This window comes from Bradyrhizobium sp. WSM3983 (genome assembly GCF_000473045.1).
Lineage (GTDB): Bacteria > Pseudomonadota > Alphaproteobacteria > Rhizobiales > Xanthobacteraceae > Bradyrhizobium.
In genome coordinates this window covers 321,911-341,983 of record NZ_AXAY01000001.1, presented here as the reverse complement: position 1 = coordinate 341,983, position 20,073 = coordinate 321,911, and the positions used below count along the sequence as shown (strand labels likewise).

Genomic DNA, 20,073 nt, shown 5'->3' with positions numbered 1-20,073 from the left:
AGCGGTGCTCTCCAGAATCCGGAACCATGCTTTGGCGACGCGGTTGGGCTCGCGGCACCGGTGCCGGCTCTGCTGCCGATTTCGTGCCGAGAAAGGTATTCACTGTGGATGCTCAGACACGGGAGCGTGAGCCGTCTGCGGAGCAACCGCAGAGGGCGAAGGAAGCTCCAAAGACTTCTCCTGATCAGACCGGCGAAGCCAAGGACCAATCGAAGAAGCCGGCGCCGTCGCTGCGCGAGCGGCTCGCCGAGCACTGGCTGCTCGCGACCGTCGGCGTCGTCGTGCTGATCGCAGCGCTGGTCGGCGGTCTGCTCTATTGGCTCGAGGTCCGCCACTATGAATCCACCGACGACGCCTTCGTCGCGGCGCGCAGCTTTTCCGTGGCCTCGAAAGTCGGCGGCTACGTGACTGATGTCCCGGTCACGGATAACCAGCATGTCAACGCCGGTGATCTCCTCGCCAAGATCGACGAGCGCGACTATCGCATCGCCGTCGATCAGGCCGCGGCGCAGGTCGAGGTCTCCAAGGCCAACATCGCAAATGTCGAGGCGCAGATCGTCTCCCAGCAGGAGCAGATCAAGCAGGCGCAGGCGCAGCTCGATCAGGCACAGGCGCAACTCCAATTCTCGCAGGAAGAGTTCAATCGCGCGGAAGATCTTGTCGAGAAGGGCGCCGGCACTGTGCAGCGCCAGCAGCAGACCCGCTCCGATCTTCAGGCCCAGCAGGCCAACACCGAGCGCGCCAAGACCGCGGTGATAGCCGCGCAGGTCGGCATCAAGACGCTGCAGGCCCAGCTCGAGGGTGCCAAGGCGCAACTGGAGCAGTCGCAGGCGCAACTCGATCAGGCCAGGCTGAACCTGCAATACACCAGCGTCGTTGCTGCGCAGTCGGGCCGCGTCGTCAAGCTCTCGGGTGCCAAGGGCACGTTCGTGACCGCGGGGCAGAGCCTGATGATGTTCGTACCCGACGATGTCTGGATCGTCGCCAACTACAAGGAAACGCAACTGAACGATATGCGGCCGGGCCAGCCGGTCGAGATTCGCATCGATGCTTATCCCGGACGCAAGCTGACCGGCCACGTCGATTCCGTGCAGCCGGGCTCCGGCACCGCCTTCAGCCTGCTGCCGGCGGAGAATGCCACTGGCAACTACGTCAAGGTGGTGCAGCGCGTGCCGGTGAAGATCGTGGTCGACAATTGGCCGGCTGATCTGCCTGTTGGTCCCGGGATGTCGGTCGTGCCCTGGACCAAAGTGCGATGACGGACGTCGCGCAAGGCGGCGCATCTGCCGGAGGCTGGTCGCCGGAGCGTTCGGCAGCCGGCGGGCATAATCCCTACCTCATCGCCTTCGTGGTCTCGATCGCGACCTTCATGGAGGTACTCGACACCACCATCGCCAATGTCGCGCTGCGCCACATCGCCGGCGGGCTCGCCGTCGGCATCGACGAGAGCACTTATGTCATCACGAGCTATCTCGTCGCCAATGCCGTCGTGCTGTCGATCTCGGGCTGGCTGTCGACCGTGCTCGGCCGCAAGCGCTTCTACATGATGTGCGTGGCGACCTTCTCGCTCGCTTCGCTGTTGTGCGGTCTTGCCTGGAGTTTGCAATCGTTGGTGCTGTTCCGCATCCTGCAAGGTCTCGGCGGTGGTGGCATGGCGACCAGCGAGCAGGCGATTTTGGCGGACTCCTTTCCGCCGCAGAAGCGGGGTCAAGCGTTCGCCATCTACGGTGTGGCCGTGGTGGTCGCCCCGGTGATCGGCCCGACGCTGGGCGGCTGGATCACCGATACCTATTCCTGGCACTGGGTGTTCCTGATCAACGTGCCGATGGGACTGCTCTCGCTGCTTCTCGTCGGCACCCTGGTGAAGGAGCCGTCAGGTGCCGAAGAGGAAAGGGAAAAGCTGCTCAGCAGGGGCCTTCGTGTCGACTATGTCGGGTTCATCCTGATTGCGGTCGGGCTCGGCTCGCTCGAATTCGTGCTCGATGAAGGCCAGCGCAACGACTGGTTCGGGTCCAATATGATCCTGTGCTTTGCGTTGCTGGCTGCCTTCTGCCTGCTCGCGTTGATCCCGTGGGAATTGTCGCGCGATGATCCCATCGTCGATATCCGCCTGCTCGGCAAGCGCCAATTCGGCTCATGCTTTCTGGTGATGCTCGGCACCTTTGCGGTGCTGATCGCGACAACTCAGTTGTTGCCGCAGTTGTTGCAGACAGAGCTCGGCTACACCGCAATGCTCGCCGGCCTCGCGCTATCGCCCGGCGGCATCGCGACAATGATGTTGATGCCGGTCGTGGGACAGTTGGTCGGGATCGTGCAACCGAAATACCTCATCATGTTCGGCGCCGCGGTCGCTGGACTTTCCATGTGGCATCTGACCGGCCTGACCGGAGACATTTCCTATGGCTACGCCGCGCTCTCGCGCATCTATCTCGCGATCGGTCTTCCCTTCCTGTTTCTGCCGGTGACGACGGCGTCCTATGACGGCGTGCCGCCCGAGCAAACCAACCAAGCCTCCGCCCTGATCAATGTCGGACGCAATATCGGCGGCTCGATGGGGGTGGCGCTGTCGCAGACGATGTTGGCACAACGCCAGCAATTCCATCAGAGCCGGCTGATCGAGCATGTCGCGCCGTCCGATCTCGGCTACCAGCAGAGCATCGACGCGATGACGCGCTTCTTTGAGGCCCAGGGCTCCAACGCGACGGACGCGGCTTCCCAGGCAACGGCCTGGGTCGGCCAAACGTTGCAGCAGCAGGTCACCTTCCTCGCCTATATCGACGTGTTCTGGACGCTTGCGATCGTCGCCATGCTGTTGATCCCGATCGCTGCCGTGCTGCGGCCAGTCGACTTGCACGCGCCGGCGCGGGGGCATTGAGGGCGCAGCCTTCGTCGCTTACCCCGCAGCTATCGCCTTGGGCCGTCCCGGGCCTACATGCACATGCACCTGCTTCGGATGCAGGGGCTCGCCGCATTCCGAGCACACCATCACCGGATCGAACAGCTTGCCGCAATTCTTGTGCTCGTGCAGCAGCGGGCGGCCGCGCTCGTCGCCCATGTGGGTATCGCCCCAATGCACCATCGCCATGATGATCGGATAGAGGTCGAGCCCCTTTTGCGTGAGAATGTATTCGTAGCGCTTCGGCGCCTCGGAATAGGGGACGCGGCGCAGGATGCCGAAGCGGACCAGCTTCTTCAGACGCTCCGAGAGCAGATGTCGCGTGATCTGGAGCGAGGACTGAAACGCCTCGAAGCGGCGCACGCGCAGAAAACATTCGCGCAGGATCAAGAGCGTCCAGCGGTCGCCTACGACGGCGACGGTGCGGGAGAGCGAGCAGGGCTCCTCGTCCAGCGTGTCCCACTTCATGGTTTGGTCTCCGGCTCAGGCTTAGTCCGTCAGAAAAAGGAACTGACTTGAATGATCAGTGCAATTTGTAGCGCAGCCTAGCATTCGTTCCCTCAATTTGACAGTTCTATTTTAGAACTATAGCCTCAGGCCCAATCACATGCTCTCACCTGAGGAGGCGACCTTGCCCAAACGAAACGCGACCGCCGCCGTGATCGGGGCTGGCGATTTCATCGGCTCCGAGATTGCCAGGAAATTCGCCGCCGAAGGCTTTTCGATCTATGCGGGCCGCCGCAACGGCGACAAGCTCGCGCCGCTGGTGAAGGACATCGAAGCCGCGGGCGGCGAGATCCACGCCCGCTCGCTCGACGCGCGGAAGGAGGAGGAGATCGTCTCCTTCCTCAACGATGCCGACAAGCATGCGCCACTGGAGGTCTGCATCTTCAACGTCGGCGCCAACGTCAATTTCCCGATCCTCGACACCACCGAGCGCGTGTTTCGCAAGGTCTGGGAGATGGCCTGCTATTCCGGCTTCCTCGCAGGACGCGAGGCGGCGAGGCTGATGCTGCTGCGCGGTGGCGGCAAGATCTTCTTCACCGGCGCGACGGCGTCCTTGCGCGGCGGCAGCGGCTTTGCGGCCTTTGCCAGCGCCAAGTTCGGGCTGCGTGCGGTGGCGCAGGCGATGGCGCGCGAGCTCGGGCCGAAGAACATCCACGTCGCCCATCTCATCATCGATTCCGGCGTCGACACTGAATGGGTGCGGCAACGCCGGCTCGAGGCGCTCGGGTCGAATGCGCTCGACAATCCCGATCTTCTGATGCCGCCTTCGGCTGTCGCCGATTCCTACTGGCAGCTCTACCAGCAGCCGAAGAGCGCCTGGACCTTCGAGATGGAGATCCGCCCGTTCGGCGAGAAATGGTGACCGTCGCGAAAAAAGTCCAGCTAGACTGAATCCGACACCAGGCAAAAATTCCGGGAGGTACTTGAGTGAAGACCGCGATCACCGAACTGTTCGGCATCGAGCACCCCATCGTCCAGGGCGGCATGCATTTCGTCGGCTTTGCCGAGCTGGCGGCTGCCGTCTCCAATGCCGGCGGGCTCGGCATCATCACCGGTCTCACGCAGAAGACACCGGAGCTGTTGGCCAAGGAAATCGCGCATTGCCGTGACATGACCGACAAGCCGTTCGGCGTGAACCTCACCTTCCTGCCGACCTTCGCGGCGCCGCCTTATCCGGAATACATCGCAGCCATCGTCGAGGGCGGCATCAAGGCGGTGGAGACGGCGGGCCGCAGCCCGGAAGCATACATGTCTGCGCTGAAGGCGGCCGGCATCAAGGTGATCCACAAATGCACCTCGGTGCGTCATTCGCTGAAGGCCGAGCGGATCGGCTGCGACGCCGTCAGCGTCGACGGCTTTGAGTGCGGCGGCCATCCCGGCGAGGATGACATCCCCAACATGATCCTGCTGCCGCGCGCGGCGGAGGAATTGAAGATCCCGTTCGTGGCCTCCGGCGGCATGGCCGATGGGCGCAGCCTCGTCGCGGCCCTGTCGCTGGGCGCGGCGGGCATGAACATGGGCACGCGTTTCATCGCGACCAAGGAAGCACCTGTCCATCAGAACGTGAAGAACGCGCTGGTCGCAGCGACCGAGCTCGACACCCGTCTGATCATGCGTGCCCTGCGCAACACCGAGCGCGTCCTGAAGAACGCCAATGTCGACCGCCTGCTCGAGATCGAGCGCGAGAAGGGCGCCAAGCTGGCCATCGACGACATCCATGATCAGGTTGCGGGCGTCTATCCCAAGATCATGCTGGACGGGCAGATGGATGCCGGCGCCTGGAGCTGCGGCATGGTTGCAGGGCTCATCCACGACATCCCCTCCTGCAAGGAACTCGTCGATCGTATCATGACCGAGGCGGAACAAATCATCCGCAGCCGGCTGATGGGGTTCCTGGATGGGACGGGTGCGACGCGAAAGGTCGCCTGACACTGCCAAACTTCTTAACCACGGCCGTATTTGACGGCTGGAAATGCGCGCGACGCCTATTAGATAGGAGTAAATTACTCCTTAACTCATCAATTTCAGGAGGCGTCCGTGGTCCTGAAAAGCGTTCCTTTTGGAGTTGCTGTTGCCCTCGTGCTCGCGTGGGGCGGCATCGCACGCGCTGACGACTACAAGCCTGACGAATATCTCGGTCTCGATCTCTCCAAGGCCGTACTGTCGCCGAAGCGGCTCGGGCCCGAGACGCAATTCGCGCCGGTCGCGCTGGAGGCGAAGGGCGGCAACGAGGCGCGAGTTCGTGCTGAGCCCATCGACGTGCCGAAGAAGGTCGCGGCCGAACGCGTACACGTCGCCGAGCCGAAGGTCGCTCACACGAAGAGTGCGCAGCCGCGGGGCGCAGCCCGCACCAAGCTCGCGCATCGTCATGGCAATCCGCTGAACGCGCAGGCGATGGACACTCGCATCCAGACCTGGCCGTGTCGTTCCGGCGGCATCTGCAACTGGAAGCACTGACCCGGTCCGAGACCGTCACCTCCGCGTCGCAAAACCGTAGGCGTGGAGTCAAAAAACCGTAAGCTGGGAGTCAACGAGCGCAGGCACCTTTCGTCGCGATTCGACGAAAGTCTCTTGAATGGCAACGCTCCGCGCTTCGCGCGCATGGACCCGGCGGCAGTTCCTGGTTCGCTCCACGTCCTCTCTCGCCATCGCCTCGCTTGCAAAGCCTCGCATCAGCCGTGCCGCCGATCGCCCGCAGATCGCGGGCGGCATCCAGTCCGGTGACGTCTCGGATGGCTCGGCCGTGATCTGGGCGCGCGCCGACCGGCCCGCGCGGATGCAGGTGGAATACTCGACCGTCGAGAGCTTCAGAACGATCATTGCCTCAGCTTCGCGTGACGCGCTGCCGGACGCAGACTTCACTGCAAAGCTGCAGCTCGACGATCTGCCGCCCGGGCAGGACATCTTCTATCGCGTGCGCTTCGACGACATCGCCACCGGCATCGCCGGCGAAAGCCGCGTCGGCCATTTCCGCACCGCGCCGGCCGCAGGCCAGTCGATCTCGTTCCTGTGGTCAGGCGACGTCGCGGGACAGGGCTGGGGCATCGACATCTCCCGCGGCGGCTATCGCAGCTATCGCACCATGCTCGACAACCGTCCGGACTTCTTCATCCATTCCGGCGACCATATCTATGCCGACTGCACCATCCCGTCCGAGCAGAAGCTGCCGGATGGCGATCTCTGGCGCAATCTGGTGACCGAGGAAAAGGCGGAAGTCGCGCACACTCTGGCGCAATTCCGCGGCAACTACAAATACAACCATCTCGACGAGAACTTCCGCGCCTTTCACGCCGAGGTGCCGATGTTCGCGCAGTGGGACGATCACGAGGTCACCAATGACTGGTCGCCGACCGGCAGCTATGACGACGCCGGCTACGAGGACGACGGCACGCCGCGCCTGGTCGCGCGCGCCCGTCGCGCCTTTTTCGATTTCATGCCGATCCGGGATGTCGGCGCGCGGCAGGGCCGGGTCTATCGCAAGATCGCCTACGGCCCGCTGCTCGACGTCTTCATGATCGACATGCGCAGCTATCGCGACGAGACCTGGAACAAGGGCGTCGACCATCGCGGCTGGATTCTTGGCGCCGAGCAGCTCGCGTGGTTGAAGAGGGAGCTCGCCGCTTCGCGCGCGACCTGGAAGGTGATCGCGGCCGACCTGCCGATCGGCCTGATCAGCCTCGATGCCGTCGCGCTCGGCGACGGCCCACCTGACCGGCGCGAGCACGAGATCGCCGATCTGCTGGCCTCAATCAAGCGCGCGGGTGTCCGCAACATTGTCTGGCTCACTGCCGACATGCACTACACCGCCGCGCACTACTACGATCCGAACAAGGCGCAGTTCAGTGATTTCGAGCCGTTCTGGGAGTTCGTCTCGGGCCCCCTGCATGCCGGCACCTGGGGCCCCGGCGAGCTCGACAACACCTTTGGCCCCGTGCCGACGTACCGGAATGGCTGCAGCGAAGCCCAGGGCGAGAACCTCGCGCCCTGCTTCGGCCTGCAGTTCTTCGGTCGCGTCGACATTGACGGCACCAGCGGCGTGATGACGGTGACCTTGAAAGACCTCGATAACCGCGATCTCTGGTCCGTCGATATCGTGCCGCAGCCGCAGGCGCGCTCGGCTATGGTCGCGCAACATTCGTGAGAGATAGACAGTCTCGCTTTCGTGATGGCCGGGCTTGAGACCGTCGACTCCCGGTAGCGAGCCACAGCAAGTGGACAAAACTGTCAATAACGGGATTGTCCTAGTCTAAATGCCGTGCTTGCGCAGGTGAGAACACCGCGAACCGGAATTATCCTTTATTCTCGGTCTCGATCGACGGATCGTAGACCATATCAATCCGCATCTGCGGCGGTATGGGCATTCTGCGGTGGCGACAGGCAGTGATGATGATAGGCCAATACCCAGTCACAATAGCAGACAGGGAGCCATATCCCTCTGTCTGATCGCACGCATTCTTTATCAAGCTGACGAGCTCGTTACCTGTTGAGGACAGTGGCAAATCAGTCAATGTAAGACCGTGGTCGTGCTTTCCGTTGTACAGATTTTCCTCGCTGGAAGCGTCGGGCAGCCATACTTGAAGTGTGCAGTGCGCCAGTTCTTTCGCCTTCAGATCAAGCAGCTTTTCCAGTGCCTCTTTGCTTTCCAATGCTGATAGGAAGGCCTCCAAGATGGGGATCAGGATCGATCCCGCGGTTGCTTCTTTACGATATTCTTCCGTCCTTTCCCTCGGGTGAGCGACGAGAGCGCGGTAATCAAGAAAAACACAGGGATACTTCCCGTGCGTTCGGATGCTGTACGAAAGGCGGTTGACCATCTCGCGTAGCCAAGCATGGGCATCGTGCCGATTACCGTTGACTGCCGTGACAAAAAGCAAAAACATCGCCACTTCAACCCCGTGTTGATCTTGCAGGGGAAGAAAAAGCGTCCTGTTATTATTGATTAGTTTAAAGCCCATTTCGGTAAATTGAGCTATTTTCAGTCTGGCCTCTGCGCGTGCGTTCTCGTCTGTGTATCGTTCGACAAGCCAATGAACCCACAGTCCTGTCAAGGCGATGCGGCCGAGAGTATCAAACAGCTTGAGGTTTATGTCGGCGGATGATCGGCCTTGGACTGCCATTGCGATCCCATCTTGTATTCCAACATGGGGCAATATCTTCCGCTCAACCAACTCCGACGCTATCGCGAGATGCATCTGTATTGCGTAGTGCAGGACCAACGTTATGGCTTTGCCAGCGGCGCTGCGCTTCTTACCTATGAAGGGCCGAACCAAGTCCCAAAGGGTCAACAGAAGAAGTTCACTGGCCTGATATGCGGCTTCGACGTTCCCGATGTCGCGCGCCCAAACGAACAAAACCCAAGTAGCAATGTAGAGCTGTCGAGCAATCCTTATCTTTGCTTTGTCGCTATTGGCTAGGCCGGTCAGCTCGCGCACCAAGCGCGAGAAATGACGGTATGCAATGTCTGGCTCGTCCACAAGGGCAACCGACTTCTGAAAGTGCGATCGAAGGGCTTTGGGCATTATCTCTTCACGCAGCACCCCCTGAAGTAGAAGGCCGGCTAGCTTGTCCCCGTTCCATTCATCGAACGAGACCTTCTTGTTTGAGTTTCGCCTTGTGTATCCGTTGACAGTACCCCGCACCTGCTCTTGCATGTCGCCGCCAAAGACCAAACAGATAACGATTTTGAGCTTCTGGTACCTCTTGGGAATTCTGTTTGGAATGTAATTATCCAGTATCTCATCGAGAGACGGACGAAGCGCTTGAGCGCTGCCGTCATTCCACGACTGCCGAGTCAAGTCGCCCTGCTTTACGGAGAATAGAAAGACCTTCTTCTTACCGTCGTCATCTAATCCCACGGCGGCAATGTCTACCCCTGCCTGCGCGGTCCCGCGCTGCGGTCTAGAATAAACGTGGTATCCAAGCTCGCTGAGCAAGTCCGGCAGGATTGCGTCTAGCTCGCCGCGCTCCCTCAAAGAAGCCAAGTAACTGCGAAACAACAATTTCATTGTATCTTCTCCACGCGAAAAACGCGGAGCATGAAATCCAGGCCTACCGGATCGAGCACGTCTTGGCGGGGCATTTCGAATGACACGCCGACAGAATGTAGATCGAGCGATACTGCTCGACGGCCGCCATCGTCGTCAAAGACATAGGTGAGTGATCGCTTGCCATAAAGCAAGGTAGATCGATGTACGACGCTAAGCAGCACGGACTCTTGCTCAGCCGATTTCTGCGCGGCACGCATTTCATCGTATGTACGTTGCCGCACGACGTCGCGTTGATAATCGGAAGGGTGTAGCTCTTTGATTAATCCTGGCTTTTCAAGGCCGGCAAGGTACGCCCGATGACGATCTAAAGCAGTCTGGACGCTGGCGTAAGCTGGGTCCTCGACTGCTATCGTCTTGAGGTAGTCAAGTGCTTTGCCGCTATAGTTCACGAGCATGGGCTCGAATAGCAAGTCGACAACCTCTTCTATGACCTCTTTATCACCACCTCGAAGCACGGAAACAAGGATCGAGCAGCAGGTTACAGGGCGCGTGAATAGAATGCCAATCGCTTTACGACACAAGAAGGCTTGATGCGCTGCCGTCAATTCAGAGGGGACGACGATGCTGGCGTCAAACGTGTTCTTATCCTCAAACTCTATGAGATTCCCAACGTTGTCACACAGTGCATGACTGCCAGAGAGGAACCATCGCACGATGATTTCGTAGAGGCGACGACGATCACTTCGCTTTAGCTCGCCAGTCGTCGTCGGAAAATCTTCTAGTGTTATTTTGTCGTTGCGAAGCGTTGTCGTCAGAAAATCTATGACAGCAGCGCGATTACCACCAGCAAGCAACTGGTTCAGTCCGATATCAAGCGCTCGAAGCGTGCCTTTGTGATCAGATTGGATCGCCTGTAACGCAGTCAGCGCCTTCTCGATCGTCTGTGAAGTCATCAGCTTGTGGTGGAGCCAAATGATTTGAGCTAACGCATGCAACGTTGCGGGCCCCGGCTTATCCGTTGCGGCTTCGATAAAGTTGCTCGCCTTGTCAACATCATTATACTTCTTGAGCACATCAAACGCGGCGAACAGTGCGTTTGCGCGGAGATTGTCATCGTCTACCGCAACCAGAAAAGGCTCCAGTACTTGTGTCGCTTGGTGTGCTTTGGATGCGTCAGCCATGGGCATACGTCCCAATGCTGCCATCCCGAACAGTCGACGCTCATCGTCATACGACTGCACAAAATCTGCCGCGGTCTCCATATTTGCCGAGGCTTGCAGGGCAAATGTGACAAATCGTTTCGCTAGGTTATCGCCTTCGCGGGCCTTGCTAATCACTCGCGCGCCTTCCGCGGGATTATTTTGGCACCATAGCCGAAATGCTTCATTCGGCTGACCCGCAGCACCGTCCGCGCCTGCCTGTTCGATTAGCGATTGGCAGCACTCCATGAGTGCGACGACATCGGCATCGAGCTTTGGTATGGCTTCACAGTAAAAGTGTTGAGCTGTGAAAAAGTCGTGGCCGGTAATTTTTTTGAAACCGGGTTGCGGGGGAAGTTCAACGAGATTGATTTTCTTCTCGTTATGTAGTTCGACGCATCGCTGAATAAACAGCTCTTCGCTGTCCTCGTGATAGCGGGCAAGCTCCGCGGCTAACTCTCCCGTGCCGTAGAGGTCGACTATTTGTTCAGCAGATGGAACGGGTGCGTAAGCCATGGTTTGTTAACGCCAGAGTATGAGTTGGGACGTTTCGCTACCCAAGCACGCAAACGTGTATAGGCCCGTTATCCCCCACTAGTTGCCTTCTTTGCCGCATTGCGGCAATGCCGGCTCGACCCGAACGCTTCAATTGCTCGCTTGGTCGACGCCATAACCGCGATGTCGTGCCGATCGCACGCCCGTTGCCACTTCTCGATTAGCGTTGCCAACCTGCGCGCCCTGCTTGGCTTGACCCGGCCATCCACGCCTTTCCCCGCGCTCTGAAGAACGGGGATGCCCGGGCCTTCGCCGCGCCGAAGCGGCTTCGGCCGCGCAGGCGGGACAAGCCCGGGCATGACGATGAGGAAGCACCTAACCCGATCTTGATTGGCCGCCTCGCGTCTCCCGCGCTATAGTGCTCGTTCCCGCCACCTCTTTTCCATCACCGAAGAGTCTGTCCTCGCGGCCCCACCGCGTGTTCGGCGGCTGAAATACTCAGGAGCCTGTTCAATGGACAATCTGAAAACACAGGGCATCAGCATGCCCAAGCTCGGCCTCGGCACCTTCCGCATGCAGGGCGATGCCTGCCGCGCCGCGGTCGAGAGCGCGCTGTCGATCGGTTATCGCCACATCGATACCGCCGAAATGTATGCCAACGAGGAGGCCATCGGCGCTGCGCTCACGGCCGCTTCCGTTCCGCGTGGTGAGCTGCACGTCACGACAAAGGTCTGGCACGAAAATCTTGCGCCGGACGCGATCCGCCGCGCCTTCGATGCCAGTCTGGAGAAGCTGAGGCTCGACCACGTCGATCTCTACCTCGTGCACTGGCCGTCGAAGTCGGCGAACTGGGGCGCGGTGTTCGAGACCCTGATGAAGCTGAAGGAAGAGGGGCGCACGCGGGCGATCGGCGTTGCCAATTTTACCACGGTGTTGCTCAAGATCGCAGTCGAGGACGTCAAGGCACCGATCGCCTGCAATCAGATCGAATATCACGCGATGCTGGATCAATCGAAGGTGCTGGCCTATCTCAACGCAAAATCGATCCCGCTTGTCGCCTATTGCCCGCTCGCCCAGGGGCGTATTGCCTCGGATCCGGTGCTCGCCGAGATCGGCGCGAAGCACAACGCGAGTGCCGCGCAAGTGGCGCTGAAATGGCTGCTCGACCAGGATGGTGTCGCCGCGATCCCGAAAGCATCACGTCGCGAGAGCCAGCAAGCCAATCTGGACGCGCTGAAGATCAAGTTGGATGATGCCGACCGCAAGAAGATCGCAGCGCTGCCGAGAGACAGGCGTTGCGTCAATCCGGGCTTTGCACCGGCTTGGGACTAGGCGAAGAAAGAACGCAGAGCAATGGCCCCGCGAGGGGCCATCTCCATGTTGCGTTGCGCATTAGTAGTCCATATGACGATGACCGCGCTTGACCACAACGACGCGGTCGTGATGGTGCCAGCCGCGATGCCAGCCATTGTCGCGGTGCTCGCGGAATTCGGCGCGGGCGCCGTACGGGCCGTGATGACCGTGCTTGATCACCACAGTCTCAGCACTTGCCAGCGTCGGCGCCGCAACTGCGAGCGCACCCAGAGCGGCAACGACATAACCGAGCTTCTTCATGATGTCCTCCTCCAACGTAATGCAATTGAGAACGGCGCATACGCGCGAACGTTCCGGAGGAAGGGAGAAGAGAATTCTGAATGGATATTCAGGATCAGAACGATCGCTAATCGCAGCGTTGCTGCGGAGGTGTCGGCGCGCCGGTCTTGACGTATTTGCCGTCCCTGATCGTGTACTCGCCGCGCTCGCTGCGATTGTACATGGCGCGCAGGCTCCCTTGCTCTGAGAGCAGCAGGCCGAACTCGCGCGTCTGCTGCAGCGACGGGAAGTACACCATCACATTGAGCAGGCCTTCGGCGTTGACCGTGGCGGACACCACCTCATTCTCGTCCTTAGCCTCGCCGAAATTGCGCCGGTAGATCACCCGGCCGTCCTTCCGGATTTCGTAAGTCAGCAATGCGCCCTTGTCGCGGTCGGGCCGAACCGCGCAATCGACCGCCCACGAGCCGAGCAAACCCCATTGCTCGACGGTCGCCGCGAGCGTCTCGGCCCGCGCCAGGGACGTCAACGCAATCCACAGCACCGCCGCCGTCATCCAGCGGCTCAAACAACGCGTCATGTCTTGAAAAGCCCCGCCTCGAACAATTCCAAAGTGTAGCATCCCGCGCGCGATCATCCACGGCGGCGGCCATTCGCGCGCGAATTTGATCCGCGTCAATGAGGCCGCCTGTTTCGGGCGTAGGATGGCGCTCCCGAAGGCGAAATTGGTGAGAGCAATGCTGAATCAAGTCATGGATTTCGCGGGCGAGGTGCTGCCGGGGAGCTGTGCCGTGCCGCCTTATTCCGAGAGCGCGTTTCTGGCCGAGCTGGGCGAGCGCCTGCGGTCCTCGCGCGCGCGTTGCGAACTGTCGCGCCGGGAGCTGGCCCGCCGCTCCGGGATTTCGGAGCGCTACATCGCCCAGATCGAGGCCGGCAAGGGCAACGTCTCGATCGTCCTGTTGCTGCGGCTGGCCTCCGCAATCCACGGCAGCCAACCCCAGGCGGCCTAACCGAACTTCAAGCGCGCTTCTCCACATTGGCGCTGCGGGCCGGCACGCCGAACTCCTTGCGGCAGACCTCGGCCAGCACGGCGACGCCTTCGCGGATCTGCTGATGCGAAGGGCTCGCAAAGCACAGCCGCAGGCGCGAGCCTGACTGGCCTTTGTTCGTCGACCATTCCGGTCCGGGATTGATCGAGACACCGGCGGCGAGCGCAGCCTGATAGAGCTTCAGCGTATCGACCTGGTCGGGCAGCTTCACCCAGAGGAAGATGCCGCCCTTGGGCTCCTCGAATTCGGCCGCGGTCCCGAACTGCTCGTTGAGGGCCTCCATCAGCGTGTCGAGCTTGGTGCGCAGTGTTTTCGTCAGGGCTGGCACATGGCTTGCGAAATGCGGCCGGCAAAAGGTCGCGAGCACCATCTGCTCCAGTGCGCCGGAGCCCGCATCCGTCTTCAGCGCCAGCATCCGCGACATCACATCCCAGGGCGCGACGATGAAGCCGACGCGCAGCGCCGGTGCGATCGACTTCGAGAACGAGCCGATATGGATCACGCCACCATTTTTGCTCAAGGCGTGGATCGCGGGCGGCCGTTGCCCCGACCAAACGAGATCGGCATAGCAATCGTCCTCGAAGACGGGCACGCCATATTCGGCCGACAGCCGCAGCAATTCGACACGGCGTGTCTCCGGCATGATGCTGCCGGTCGGATTCTGCACGGTCGGGATGGTGTAGATGTATTTCGGCCGGATGCCGCGGCTCTTCAGGTCGGCCAGCGTCGAGGCCAGCGCGTCCATGCGCATGCCGTCGTCGTCGAGTGGAATGCCGATGGTGTTGACGCCCAGCCGCGTCAGCCGCTGCAGCGATCCCTGATACGTCTCCTGCTCGACGATCACGGTATCGCCGCGCGCCAGCAGCGTGTTGTTGACGAGGTCGAGCGCCTGGAGCGAGCCGGAGACGATCATGAGATCGTCGACCGTGCAGCTGATGCCGGCATCGCGCTCCAGTTTTGTCACCAGGAATTCGCGCAGCGGCAAGTAACCTTGGGGGCCGTGCGCCAGCCCGTAGGTGGCAAGCGACCGGCCCTCGCGCTGCAGCGCCTGATTGGCGGCCTCGATCAACTCGTCGAGCGGCACCTGCTCGGAATCGTTGTTGCCGCCGACAAAGCTGTATTTGGCGAGGCCCGTCCAGCGCGCAGAGGGGGCCGGCAGCCCTGCGGGAAACAGGGGCGCGAAATCGAAGCTGGACGTCATGGGAGCGTTCCTCGTTGTTTTTGTTGAGCGGCCGGCTTGGTACCGGCCTGCCTTACTTCTTGCCGGCCGTCCCGGTCGGACGGCCTTATCTTTTTCCGGCCGTCCTGGTCGGACGGCCCTGGCTGATGAAAGCGTAGTGCGCATTGGCAACGCCGCCAACCATCAAGGCCTCGACCACCGGCTCGGCGATCTCGCCCGTGGCGGCCCAGTCGACGATGAAATTGGCGCCAGTCCCGCCGCGCACATCGTCGGTCGGAATGAAGATCGAGATGGTGGCGAGCGGCTTCACGGCAACCGGTGCCTTCAGATAGCTCTCGACCTGCTTGCCCGCGGTGTCGAAATAGGCGATGCGCCGAACCACCAGCGGTTGGGTCTCAGAAGCGTTGTGGACGCTCAGCGTGACCGAAAAATCGACCCGCAGCTTGCCCTGGCTCATTGCCACGCTGGAATAGGCCGGCACGTAGAAGCCGCCGGAGACGGCGAGTTCCTCCTTGGGCAGCGCCGTGAGCGAATCGGCGACGGTCTGTTCAAGGTTTACTTTGGGCTGCGCGGCCGCCGGTCCGGCGAAAGCGAGTGGGCATAGCAGCATTGCAGCGGCAAGGCCCTCCCGCATGTGACGAATTGCTCGCTTGCCGCGCTGCACTCGGTCTCTAGGGTGCGACGAAACGGGCCCATCTGGCATGCACGAGCTCATTCGCGACATCACTCTCTGTATCCTGTTTGCCTGGATGCTGGGCCTGCTCGCCCATTTCTCCCGGCAACCGCTGATCCTGGCTTACCTTATCGCTGGCTTCTGCATAGGTCCATTCGGCGCCGGCTGGGTCAAGTCGCAGGAGTCGATCAGCGTCATCTCCGAGCTCGGCCTGATCTTCATGCTGTTCATGATCGGGCTCGAGATCGACCTGAAGAAGATCGTGCGGGCGGGCAAGGTGATCCTGTTCGCGGCCGGCGGCCAGCTGCTCGGCGGTTGCCTGCTCGGAATCCTGTTCTTCGCTGCGCTAGGCTTGTCGCTCGGCGGCGGCCATTTTGATGCGCTCTATCTCTGCATCGCCTGCGCGCTCTCCAGCACCGTGATCATCGTCAAGGTGCTCTACGAGAAGCGCGAGCTCGACACCTTGCCCGGCCGCATCACGCTCGGCGTGCTGGTGCTCCAGGACATCTTTGCCATCCTGTTCCTCGCGGTGCAGCCGAGTCTCGCCAACCTGCAGATCGGCGTTATCCTGCTCTCGATCGGTCGCGTCGCGGTGCTGGTGGCGGCCGCGCTGCTGGTCAGCCGCTATGTGTTGCCGCGGCTGTTCCACCAGATCGCCCGTCGACCCGAGCTGATCCTGCTCGGCGCGCTGGCTTGGTGCTTTCTCGTCGCCGAGACCGCGGAGCAGCTCTCGCTCTCCCGCGAGATGGGCGCCCTGATCGCAGGCGTCTCGCTCTCGACCTTCCCTTACGCGCTCGATGTCACGGCCAAGGTCACGACGCTCCGCGACTTCTTCATCACGCTGTTCTTCGTCGCGCTGGGTATGACCATTCCCGTGCCCGGCCTCTCAGTGATTGGGCTGGCGCTGATGATCGCCGCCTTTACCGTTGTCAGCCGCCTCGTCACGACCTTCGCGCCGCTCTATCTGATGAAGCAGGGCCTGCGCGCGAGCCTGCTGCCCGCGATCAATCTGGCGCAGATTTCCGAGTTCTCGCTGGTGGTGATCCAGACCGGCGTCGCCGATCACCACATCGCGGCCGAGACGGCGAATGCTGCATCCTTCGCCTTCGTGGTGCTGGCCGTGCTCTCGACCTTCGTCATGACGCGTAGCGACGAGATCACCCGCTGGGCCATCGGCCCCCTCAAGCGGATCGGCTTGCGCGATCTCGATCACGGCCACGCCGAGGAGGGGCACGAGGGCGGCCACGGCGAGGCGCGCCGCATCGTCATCCTCGGCTTTTTCCGCGCGGCGAGCGCGCTGCTGGCCGAGATCGAACGGCAGGCCCCGGTGCTGCTGGAGCAGATCACGGTCATCGACTTCAACCCCAATGTGTACCGGACCCTGCTTTCGCGTGGCCTGCACGTGATCTATGGCGACATCAGCAGCGCCGACACGCTGCTCCATGCCGGAATCGGCAAGTCCGAGATGATCATCCTCAGCGTGCCGGACGCGCTGTTGAAAGGCGCCAGCAACGAGAAGCTGATCCGCCACGTCCGCACCCTCAACCCCAACGCCCTGATCGTCGCTACGGCCGATCTCCTGTCCGACGTCGCCGAGCTCTATGCGGCCGGCGCCAGCTACGTCACCGTGACCCGGCTCAGCGACGCCCATGAATTGTTTACGGCGATCGAGGCCGCCCAGGCCGGCCTGTTGGCCGACAAGCGTGCCGAGCTCGATGCTCGGCTCGGTGAGCGGCGCGAAGTGCTGCCCTGACAGCTGTCGGCCGTCTTCCGTCCGGGCCGGGCACGCTTATATCGCTGGTATCTTCGGTGCAAGCCGGAAAGCCCTCAACGGGCCCGCTACCCGGAATATGCGGTTGCATCCAGGACACTAGCGCTTGGGCCCAAGTCCAGCTAAGGCGTCCGGCTAAGGCGTCCGCTAAGCCTCAGGCTCATAACCGATAGAGATTGGGAAATGCCCGATACCGTTCAGGAAGTCTTGCAGGCCTTTGCCCGAGGCGAGCTCGTCGTCGTGACCGACGACGAAGATCGCGAGGGCGAGGGCGATCTGATCGTCGCCGCCTCATTCTGCACGGCGGAAAAGATGGCCTTCATCATCCGCCACACCTCAGGCATCGTCTGCGCGCCTGTTACCGCCGAGGACGCGCGCCGGCTGCGGCTCGATCCGATGGTCGCCCACAATGATTCCGCCCACACCACAGCCTTCACGGTCTCGATCGACTACAAGCCCGACGGCGGCACCGGCATCTCGGCCGAGGAGCGCGCCTCCTGCTGCCGCGCGCTGTCCAACCCCAATGCCGGCGCCAACGACTTCGCCCGGCCGGGCCACATCTTCCCGCTGATCGCCAAGGACGGCGGCGTGCTCCTGCGCTCCGGCCATACGGAGGCCGCGGTCGATCTATGCAAGCTCTCCGGCCTGCCGCCGGTCGGCGTCATCAGCGAGTTGATGAACGACGACGGCAGCGTGATGAAGGGTGAGCAGGTCGCCCAGTTCGCCGTCAAGCACAAGCTCAAGCATGTCACCATCGCCGACATGATCGCCTATCGCCAGGCGCGCGAAAAGCTGATCGAGCGGGTCTCGACCTTCACCACCGAAAGTCCGATCGGGCCGCTCCAGGGCTATGCCTACCGTTCTCCGTTCGATTCCATCGCCCATGTCGCCTTCGTCTACAATGGCGTCGGCGACGGCAAGAACGTGCTGACGCGCTTCCACAAGCCGAACATCGTCAAGGACACCTTTACCGGCCACAAGCGCATGGCGGCCGTGCTCGAGCACTTCAAGAAGTCCGGTCGCGGCGTGCTGGTCTATCTGCGCGATGGCGCGGCCGGTGTCCCTGTCGCCCCGCTGCCTGATGAGAGCGCGACGGAAGCCGACCGCAACCGCCAGTGGCGCGAAGTCGGCGTCGGTGCGCAGATCCTGCGCGATCTCGGCGTCACCTCGATCCGCCATCTCACCTCGTCGGTGCATGACTACAAGGGCCTCTCGGGCTTCGGGATCGAGATCGTCGCCAACGAGCAGCTCGAAAGCTAGCGCTGTCATTCCGGGACGCGCGATGCGCATCCCCGGGATTCACGCAGACCCGTACATCTGCAACGCATTTGCACTTGTTGCCGCGGCGCATTAATTTGTCGGGCAATTTTTAGACGGAACCAGACCCGAAAGGACGTTTCATGAGCGTGCGCCCTCAGACCAAGGACAAGCCGGCTGCGGCTTCCTTCCAGTGGGACGATCCGTTCCTGCTCGATGAGCAGCTGACCGAAGACGAGCGCATGGTGCGCGACACGGCGCGCGCCTACGCCCAGGACAAGCTGATGCCGCGTGTCACCAAGGCCTATCTGGAAGAGAATACCGATCGCGAGATCTTCAACGAGATGGGCGAGCTCGGCCTCATCGGCATCACGCTGCCGGAGGAATATGGCTGCGCCAATGCGAGCTACGTGGCTTACGGCCTGGTCGCGCGCGAGATCGAGCGGGTCGATTCCGGCTATCGTTCGATGAACTCGGTGCAGTCCTCGCTGGTGATGTACCCGATCTACGCCTATGGCGACGAGAACCAGCGCAAGAAATATCTGCCGAAGCTCGCCAGCGGCGAGTGGGTCGGCTGCTTCGGCCTGACCGAGCCCGACGCCGGCTCCGACCCGGCCGGCATGAAGACCCGTGCCGAGAAGGTCTCCGACGGCTATCGCCTGACCGGCAGCAAGATGTGGATTTCGAACGCGCCGATCGCTGACGTATTCGTGGTCTGGGCCAAATCGGCCGAGCACGACAACCAGATCCGCGGCTTCGTGCTGGAGAAGGGCATGAAGGGCCTCTCCGCGCCGAAGATCGGTGGCAAGCTCTCGCTTCGCGCCTCGATCACCGGCGAGGTCGTGATGGACGGTGTCGTAGTGCCGGAAAGCGCGCTGCTGCCCAACGTCTCCGGCCTCAAGGGCCCGTTCGGCTGCCTCAACCGCGCCCGCTACGGCATCTCCTGGGGTGCGCTCGGCGCTGCCGAGGACTGCATGCATCGCGCCCGCCAGTACACGCTCGACCGCAAGCAGTTCGGCAAGCCGCTCGCCGCGACCCAGCTGGTGCAGAAGAAGCTGGCCGACATGGAAACCGAGATCGCGCTCGGCCTCCAGGGCTCGTTGCGCGTCGGCCGCCTGATGGACGAGGGCAAGTTTGCGCCCGAGATGATCTCGATCATGAAGCGCAACAATTGCGGCAAGGCGCTCGACATCGCCCGCGTCGCGCGCGACATGCACGGCGGCAACGGCATCTCGGCCGAGTACCACGTCATGCGCCACGTCCATAACCTCGAGACGGTCAACACCTACGAGGGCACCCACGACGTCCACGCCCTGATCCTGGGCCGCGCGATCACGGGCATTCAGGCGTTCTTCTGAGGGTTCAGCTGTCATCGCCCGCCTTGTGCGCAATTGCGCACTGGGGCGGGCGATCCAGTATTCCAGAGACCTCGCCTTCGCCATCGCCGCCACGGCGTACTGGATACC

At 61.8% G+C, this 20,073-nt stretch carries 18 protein-coding genes; 11 read left to right on the top strand and 7 right to left on the bottom strand.

Annotation, left to right across the window (positions count from 1 at the left end; all coding sequences use genetic code 11):
• The first annotated feature begins 104 nt into the window (after nucleotides 1–104).
• Together YUA_RS0101595 and YUA_RS0101590 are read left to right on the top strand one after the other, a co-directional pair.
• Nucleotides 105–1,259, top strand: coding sequence for an HlyD family secretion protein (locus YUA_RS0101595; protein ID WP_027529064.1), 1,155 nt, complete (start codon nucleotides 105–107; stop codon nucleotides 1,257–1,259).
• Nucleotides 1,256–2,875: a DHA2 family efflux MFS transporter permease subunit gene (locus tag YUA_RS0101590; protein WP_027529063.1), complete on the top strand. Its 1,620-nt coding sequence runs from the start codon at nucleotides 1,256–1,258 to the stop codon at nucleotides 2,873–2,875. The genes YUA_RS0101595 and YUA_RS0101590 overlap by 4 nt, the downstream gene beginning before the upstream one ends.
• 18 nt (nucleotides 2,876–2,893) lie before the next feature.
• Here YUA_RS0101590 and YUA_RS0101585 read toward each other — a convergent pair whose 3' ends face one another.
• A complete protein-coding gene (locus YUA_RS0101585) occupies nucleotides 2,894–3,364 on the bottom strand; it encodes a helix-turn-helix domain-containing protein (RefSeq protein WP_027529062.1) in 471 nt (156 codons plus the stop codon).
• Between the two features lie 163 nt (nucleotides 3,365–3,527).
• On the opposite strand from YUA_RS0101585, the gene YUA_RS0101580 reads away from it, so the two are divergent.
• The 4 genes from YUA_RS0101580 to YUA_RS0101565 all read left to right on the top strand — a co-directional run bounded on the left by YUA_RS0101580 (nucleotide 3,528) and on the right by YUA_RS0101565 (nucleotide 7,544).
• Nucleotides 3,528–4,265 (top strand): SDR family oxidoreductase, encoded by a 738-nt coding sequence (locus tag YUA_RS0101580; protein WP_027529061.1) that lies wholly within the window; start codon nucleotides 3,528–3,530, stop codon nucleotides 4,263–4,265.
• A 65-nt stretch (nucleotides 4,266–4,330) separates the two neighbouring features.
• Entirely contained in the window at nucleotides 4,331–5,332 is a 1,002-nt protein-coding gene (locus YUA_RS0101575) for a nitronate monooxygenase family protein (RefSeq protein WP_027529060.1), read from the top strand.
• Nucleotides 5,333–5,440: 108 nt separating this feature from the next.
• Nucleotides 5,441–5,860 carry a hypothetical protein gene (locus YUA_RS0101570; RefSeq protein ID WP_027529059.1) on the top strand — a complete coding sequence of 140 codons (420 nt, stop codon included), beginning with the start codon at nucleotides 5,441–5,443 and terminating at the stop codon, nucleotides 5,858–5,860.
• A 118-nt stretch (nucleotides 5,861–5,978) separates the two neighbouring features.
• Nucleotides 5,979–7,544, top strand: coding sequence for an alkaline phosphatase (locus tag YUA_RS0101565; RefSeq protein ID WP_027529058.1), 1,566 nt, complete (start codon nucleotides 5,979–5,981; stop codon nucleotides 7,542–7,544).
• Nucleotides 7,545–7,692: 148 nt separating this feature from the next.
• On the opposite strand, the gene YUA_RS0101560 is transcribed toward YUA_RS0101565, so the two are convergent.
• Together YUA_RS0101560 and YUA_RS0101555 are read right to left on the bottom strand one after the other, a co-directional pair.
• Entirely contained in the window at nucleotides 7,693–9,408 is a 1,716-nt protein-coding gene (locus YUA_RS0101560) for a hypothetical protein (RefSeq protein ID WP_027529057.1), read from the bottom strand.
• Nucleotides 9,405–11,105, bottom strand: a complete 1,701-nt coding sequence (locus YUA_RS0101555) for a hypothetical protein (protein WP_027529056.1) — start codon at nucleotides 11,103–11,105, stop codon at nucleotides 9,405–9,407. The genes YUA_RS0101560 and YUA_RS0101555 overlap by 4 nt, the downstream gene beginning before the upstream one ends.
• A 492-nt stretch (nucleotides 11,106–11,597) precedes the next feature.
• Between YUA_RS0101555 and YUA_RS0101550 the strand changes: the two genes are divergently transcribed.
• Nucleotides 11,598–12,416, top strand: coding sequence for an aldo/keto reductase (locus YUA_RS0101550; RefSeq protein ID WP_027529055.1), 819 nt, complete (start codon nucleotides 11,598–11,600; stop codon nucleotides 12,414–12,416).
• Between the two features lie 60 nt (nucleotides 12,417–12,476).
• Here YUA_RS0101550 and YUA_RS0101545 read toward each other — a convergent pair whose 3' ends face one another.
• Both YUA_RS0101545 and YUA_RS0101540 read right to left on the bottom strand, forming a co-directional pair.
• Nucleotides 12,477–12,698 (bottom strand): hypothetical protein, encoded by a 222-nt coding sequence (locus tag YUA_RS0101545; RefSeq protein ID WP_027529054.1) that lies wholly within the window; start codon nucleotides 12,696–12,698, stop codon nucleotides 12,477–12,479.
• Between the two features lie 106 nt (nucleotides 12,699–12,804).
• Entirely contained in the window at nucleotides 12,805–13,257 is a 453-nt protein-coding gene (locus tag YUA_RS0101540; protein ID WP_035970299.1) for a hypothetical protein, read from the bottom strand.
• A gap of 157 nt (nucleotides 13,258–13,414) precedes the next feature.
• Between YUA_RS0101540 and YUA_RS0101535 the strand changes: the two genes are divergently transcribed.
• Nucleotides 13,415–13,687 (top strand): helix-turn-helix domain-containing protein, encoded by a 273-nt coding sequence (locus tag YUA_RS0101535; protein WP_027529052.1) that lies wholly within the window; start codon nucleotides 13,415–13,417, stop codon nucleotides 13,685–13,687.
• A gap of 7 nt (nucleotides 13,688–13,694) precedes the next feature.
• On the opposite strand, the gene YUA_RS0101530 is transcribed toward YUA_RS0101535, so the two are convergent.
• On the bottom strand, nucleotides 13,695–14,927 hold the full coding sequence (locus tag YUA_RS0101530; protein ID WP_027529051.1) for a PLP-dependent aminotransferase family protein: 1,233 nt from the start codon (nucleotides 14,925–14,927) through the stop codon (nucleotides 13,695–13,697).
• 85 nt (nucleotides 14,928–15,012) lie between these two features.
• A complete protein-coding gene (locus YUA_RS0101525; protein WP_027529050.1) occupies nucleotides 15,013–15,540 on the bottom strand; it encodes a DUF3124 domain-containing protein in 528 nt (175 codons plus the stop codon).
• Between the two features lie 67 nt (nucleotides 15,541–15,607).
• Between YUA_RS0101525 and YUA_RS0101520 the strand changes: the two genes are divergently transcribed.
• The 3 genes from YUA_RS0101520 (at nucleotide 15,608) to YUA_RS0101510 (ending at nucleotide 19,965) form a co-directional block, all read left to right on the top strand.
• A complete protein-coding gene (locus YUA_RS0101520) occupies nucleotides 15,608–17,332 on the top strand; it encodes a cation:proton antiporter (protein WP_027529049.1) in 1,725 nt (574 codons plus the stop codon).
• A 201-nt stretch (nucleotides 17,333–17,533) separates the two neighbouring features.
• A complete protein-coding gene (ribB, locus tag YUA_RS0101515) occupies nucleotides 17,534–18,610 on the top strand; it encodes a 3,4-dihydroxy-2-butanone-4-phosphate synthase (RefSeq protein WP_027529048.1) in 1,077 nt (358 codons plus the stop codon).
• Nucleotides 18,611–18,750: 140 nt separating this feature from the next.
• Nucleotides 18,751–19,965 (top strand): acyl-CoA dehydrogenase, encoded by a 1,215-nt coding sequence (locus YUA_RS0101510; RefSeq protein WP_027529047.1) that lies wholly within the window; start codon nucleotides 18,751–18,753, stop codon nucleotides 19,963–19,965.
• Nucleotides 19,966–20,073 lie beyond the last annotated feature (108 nt).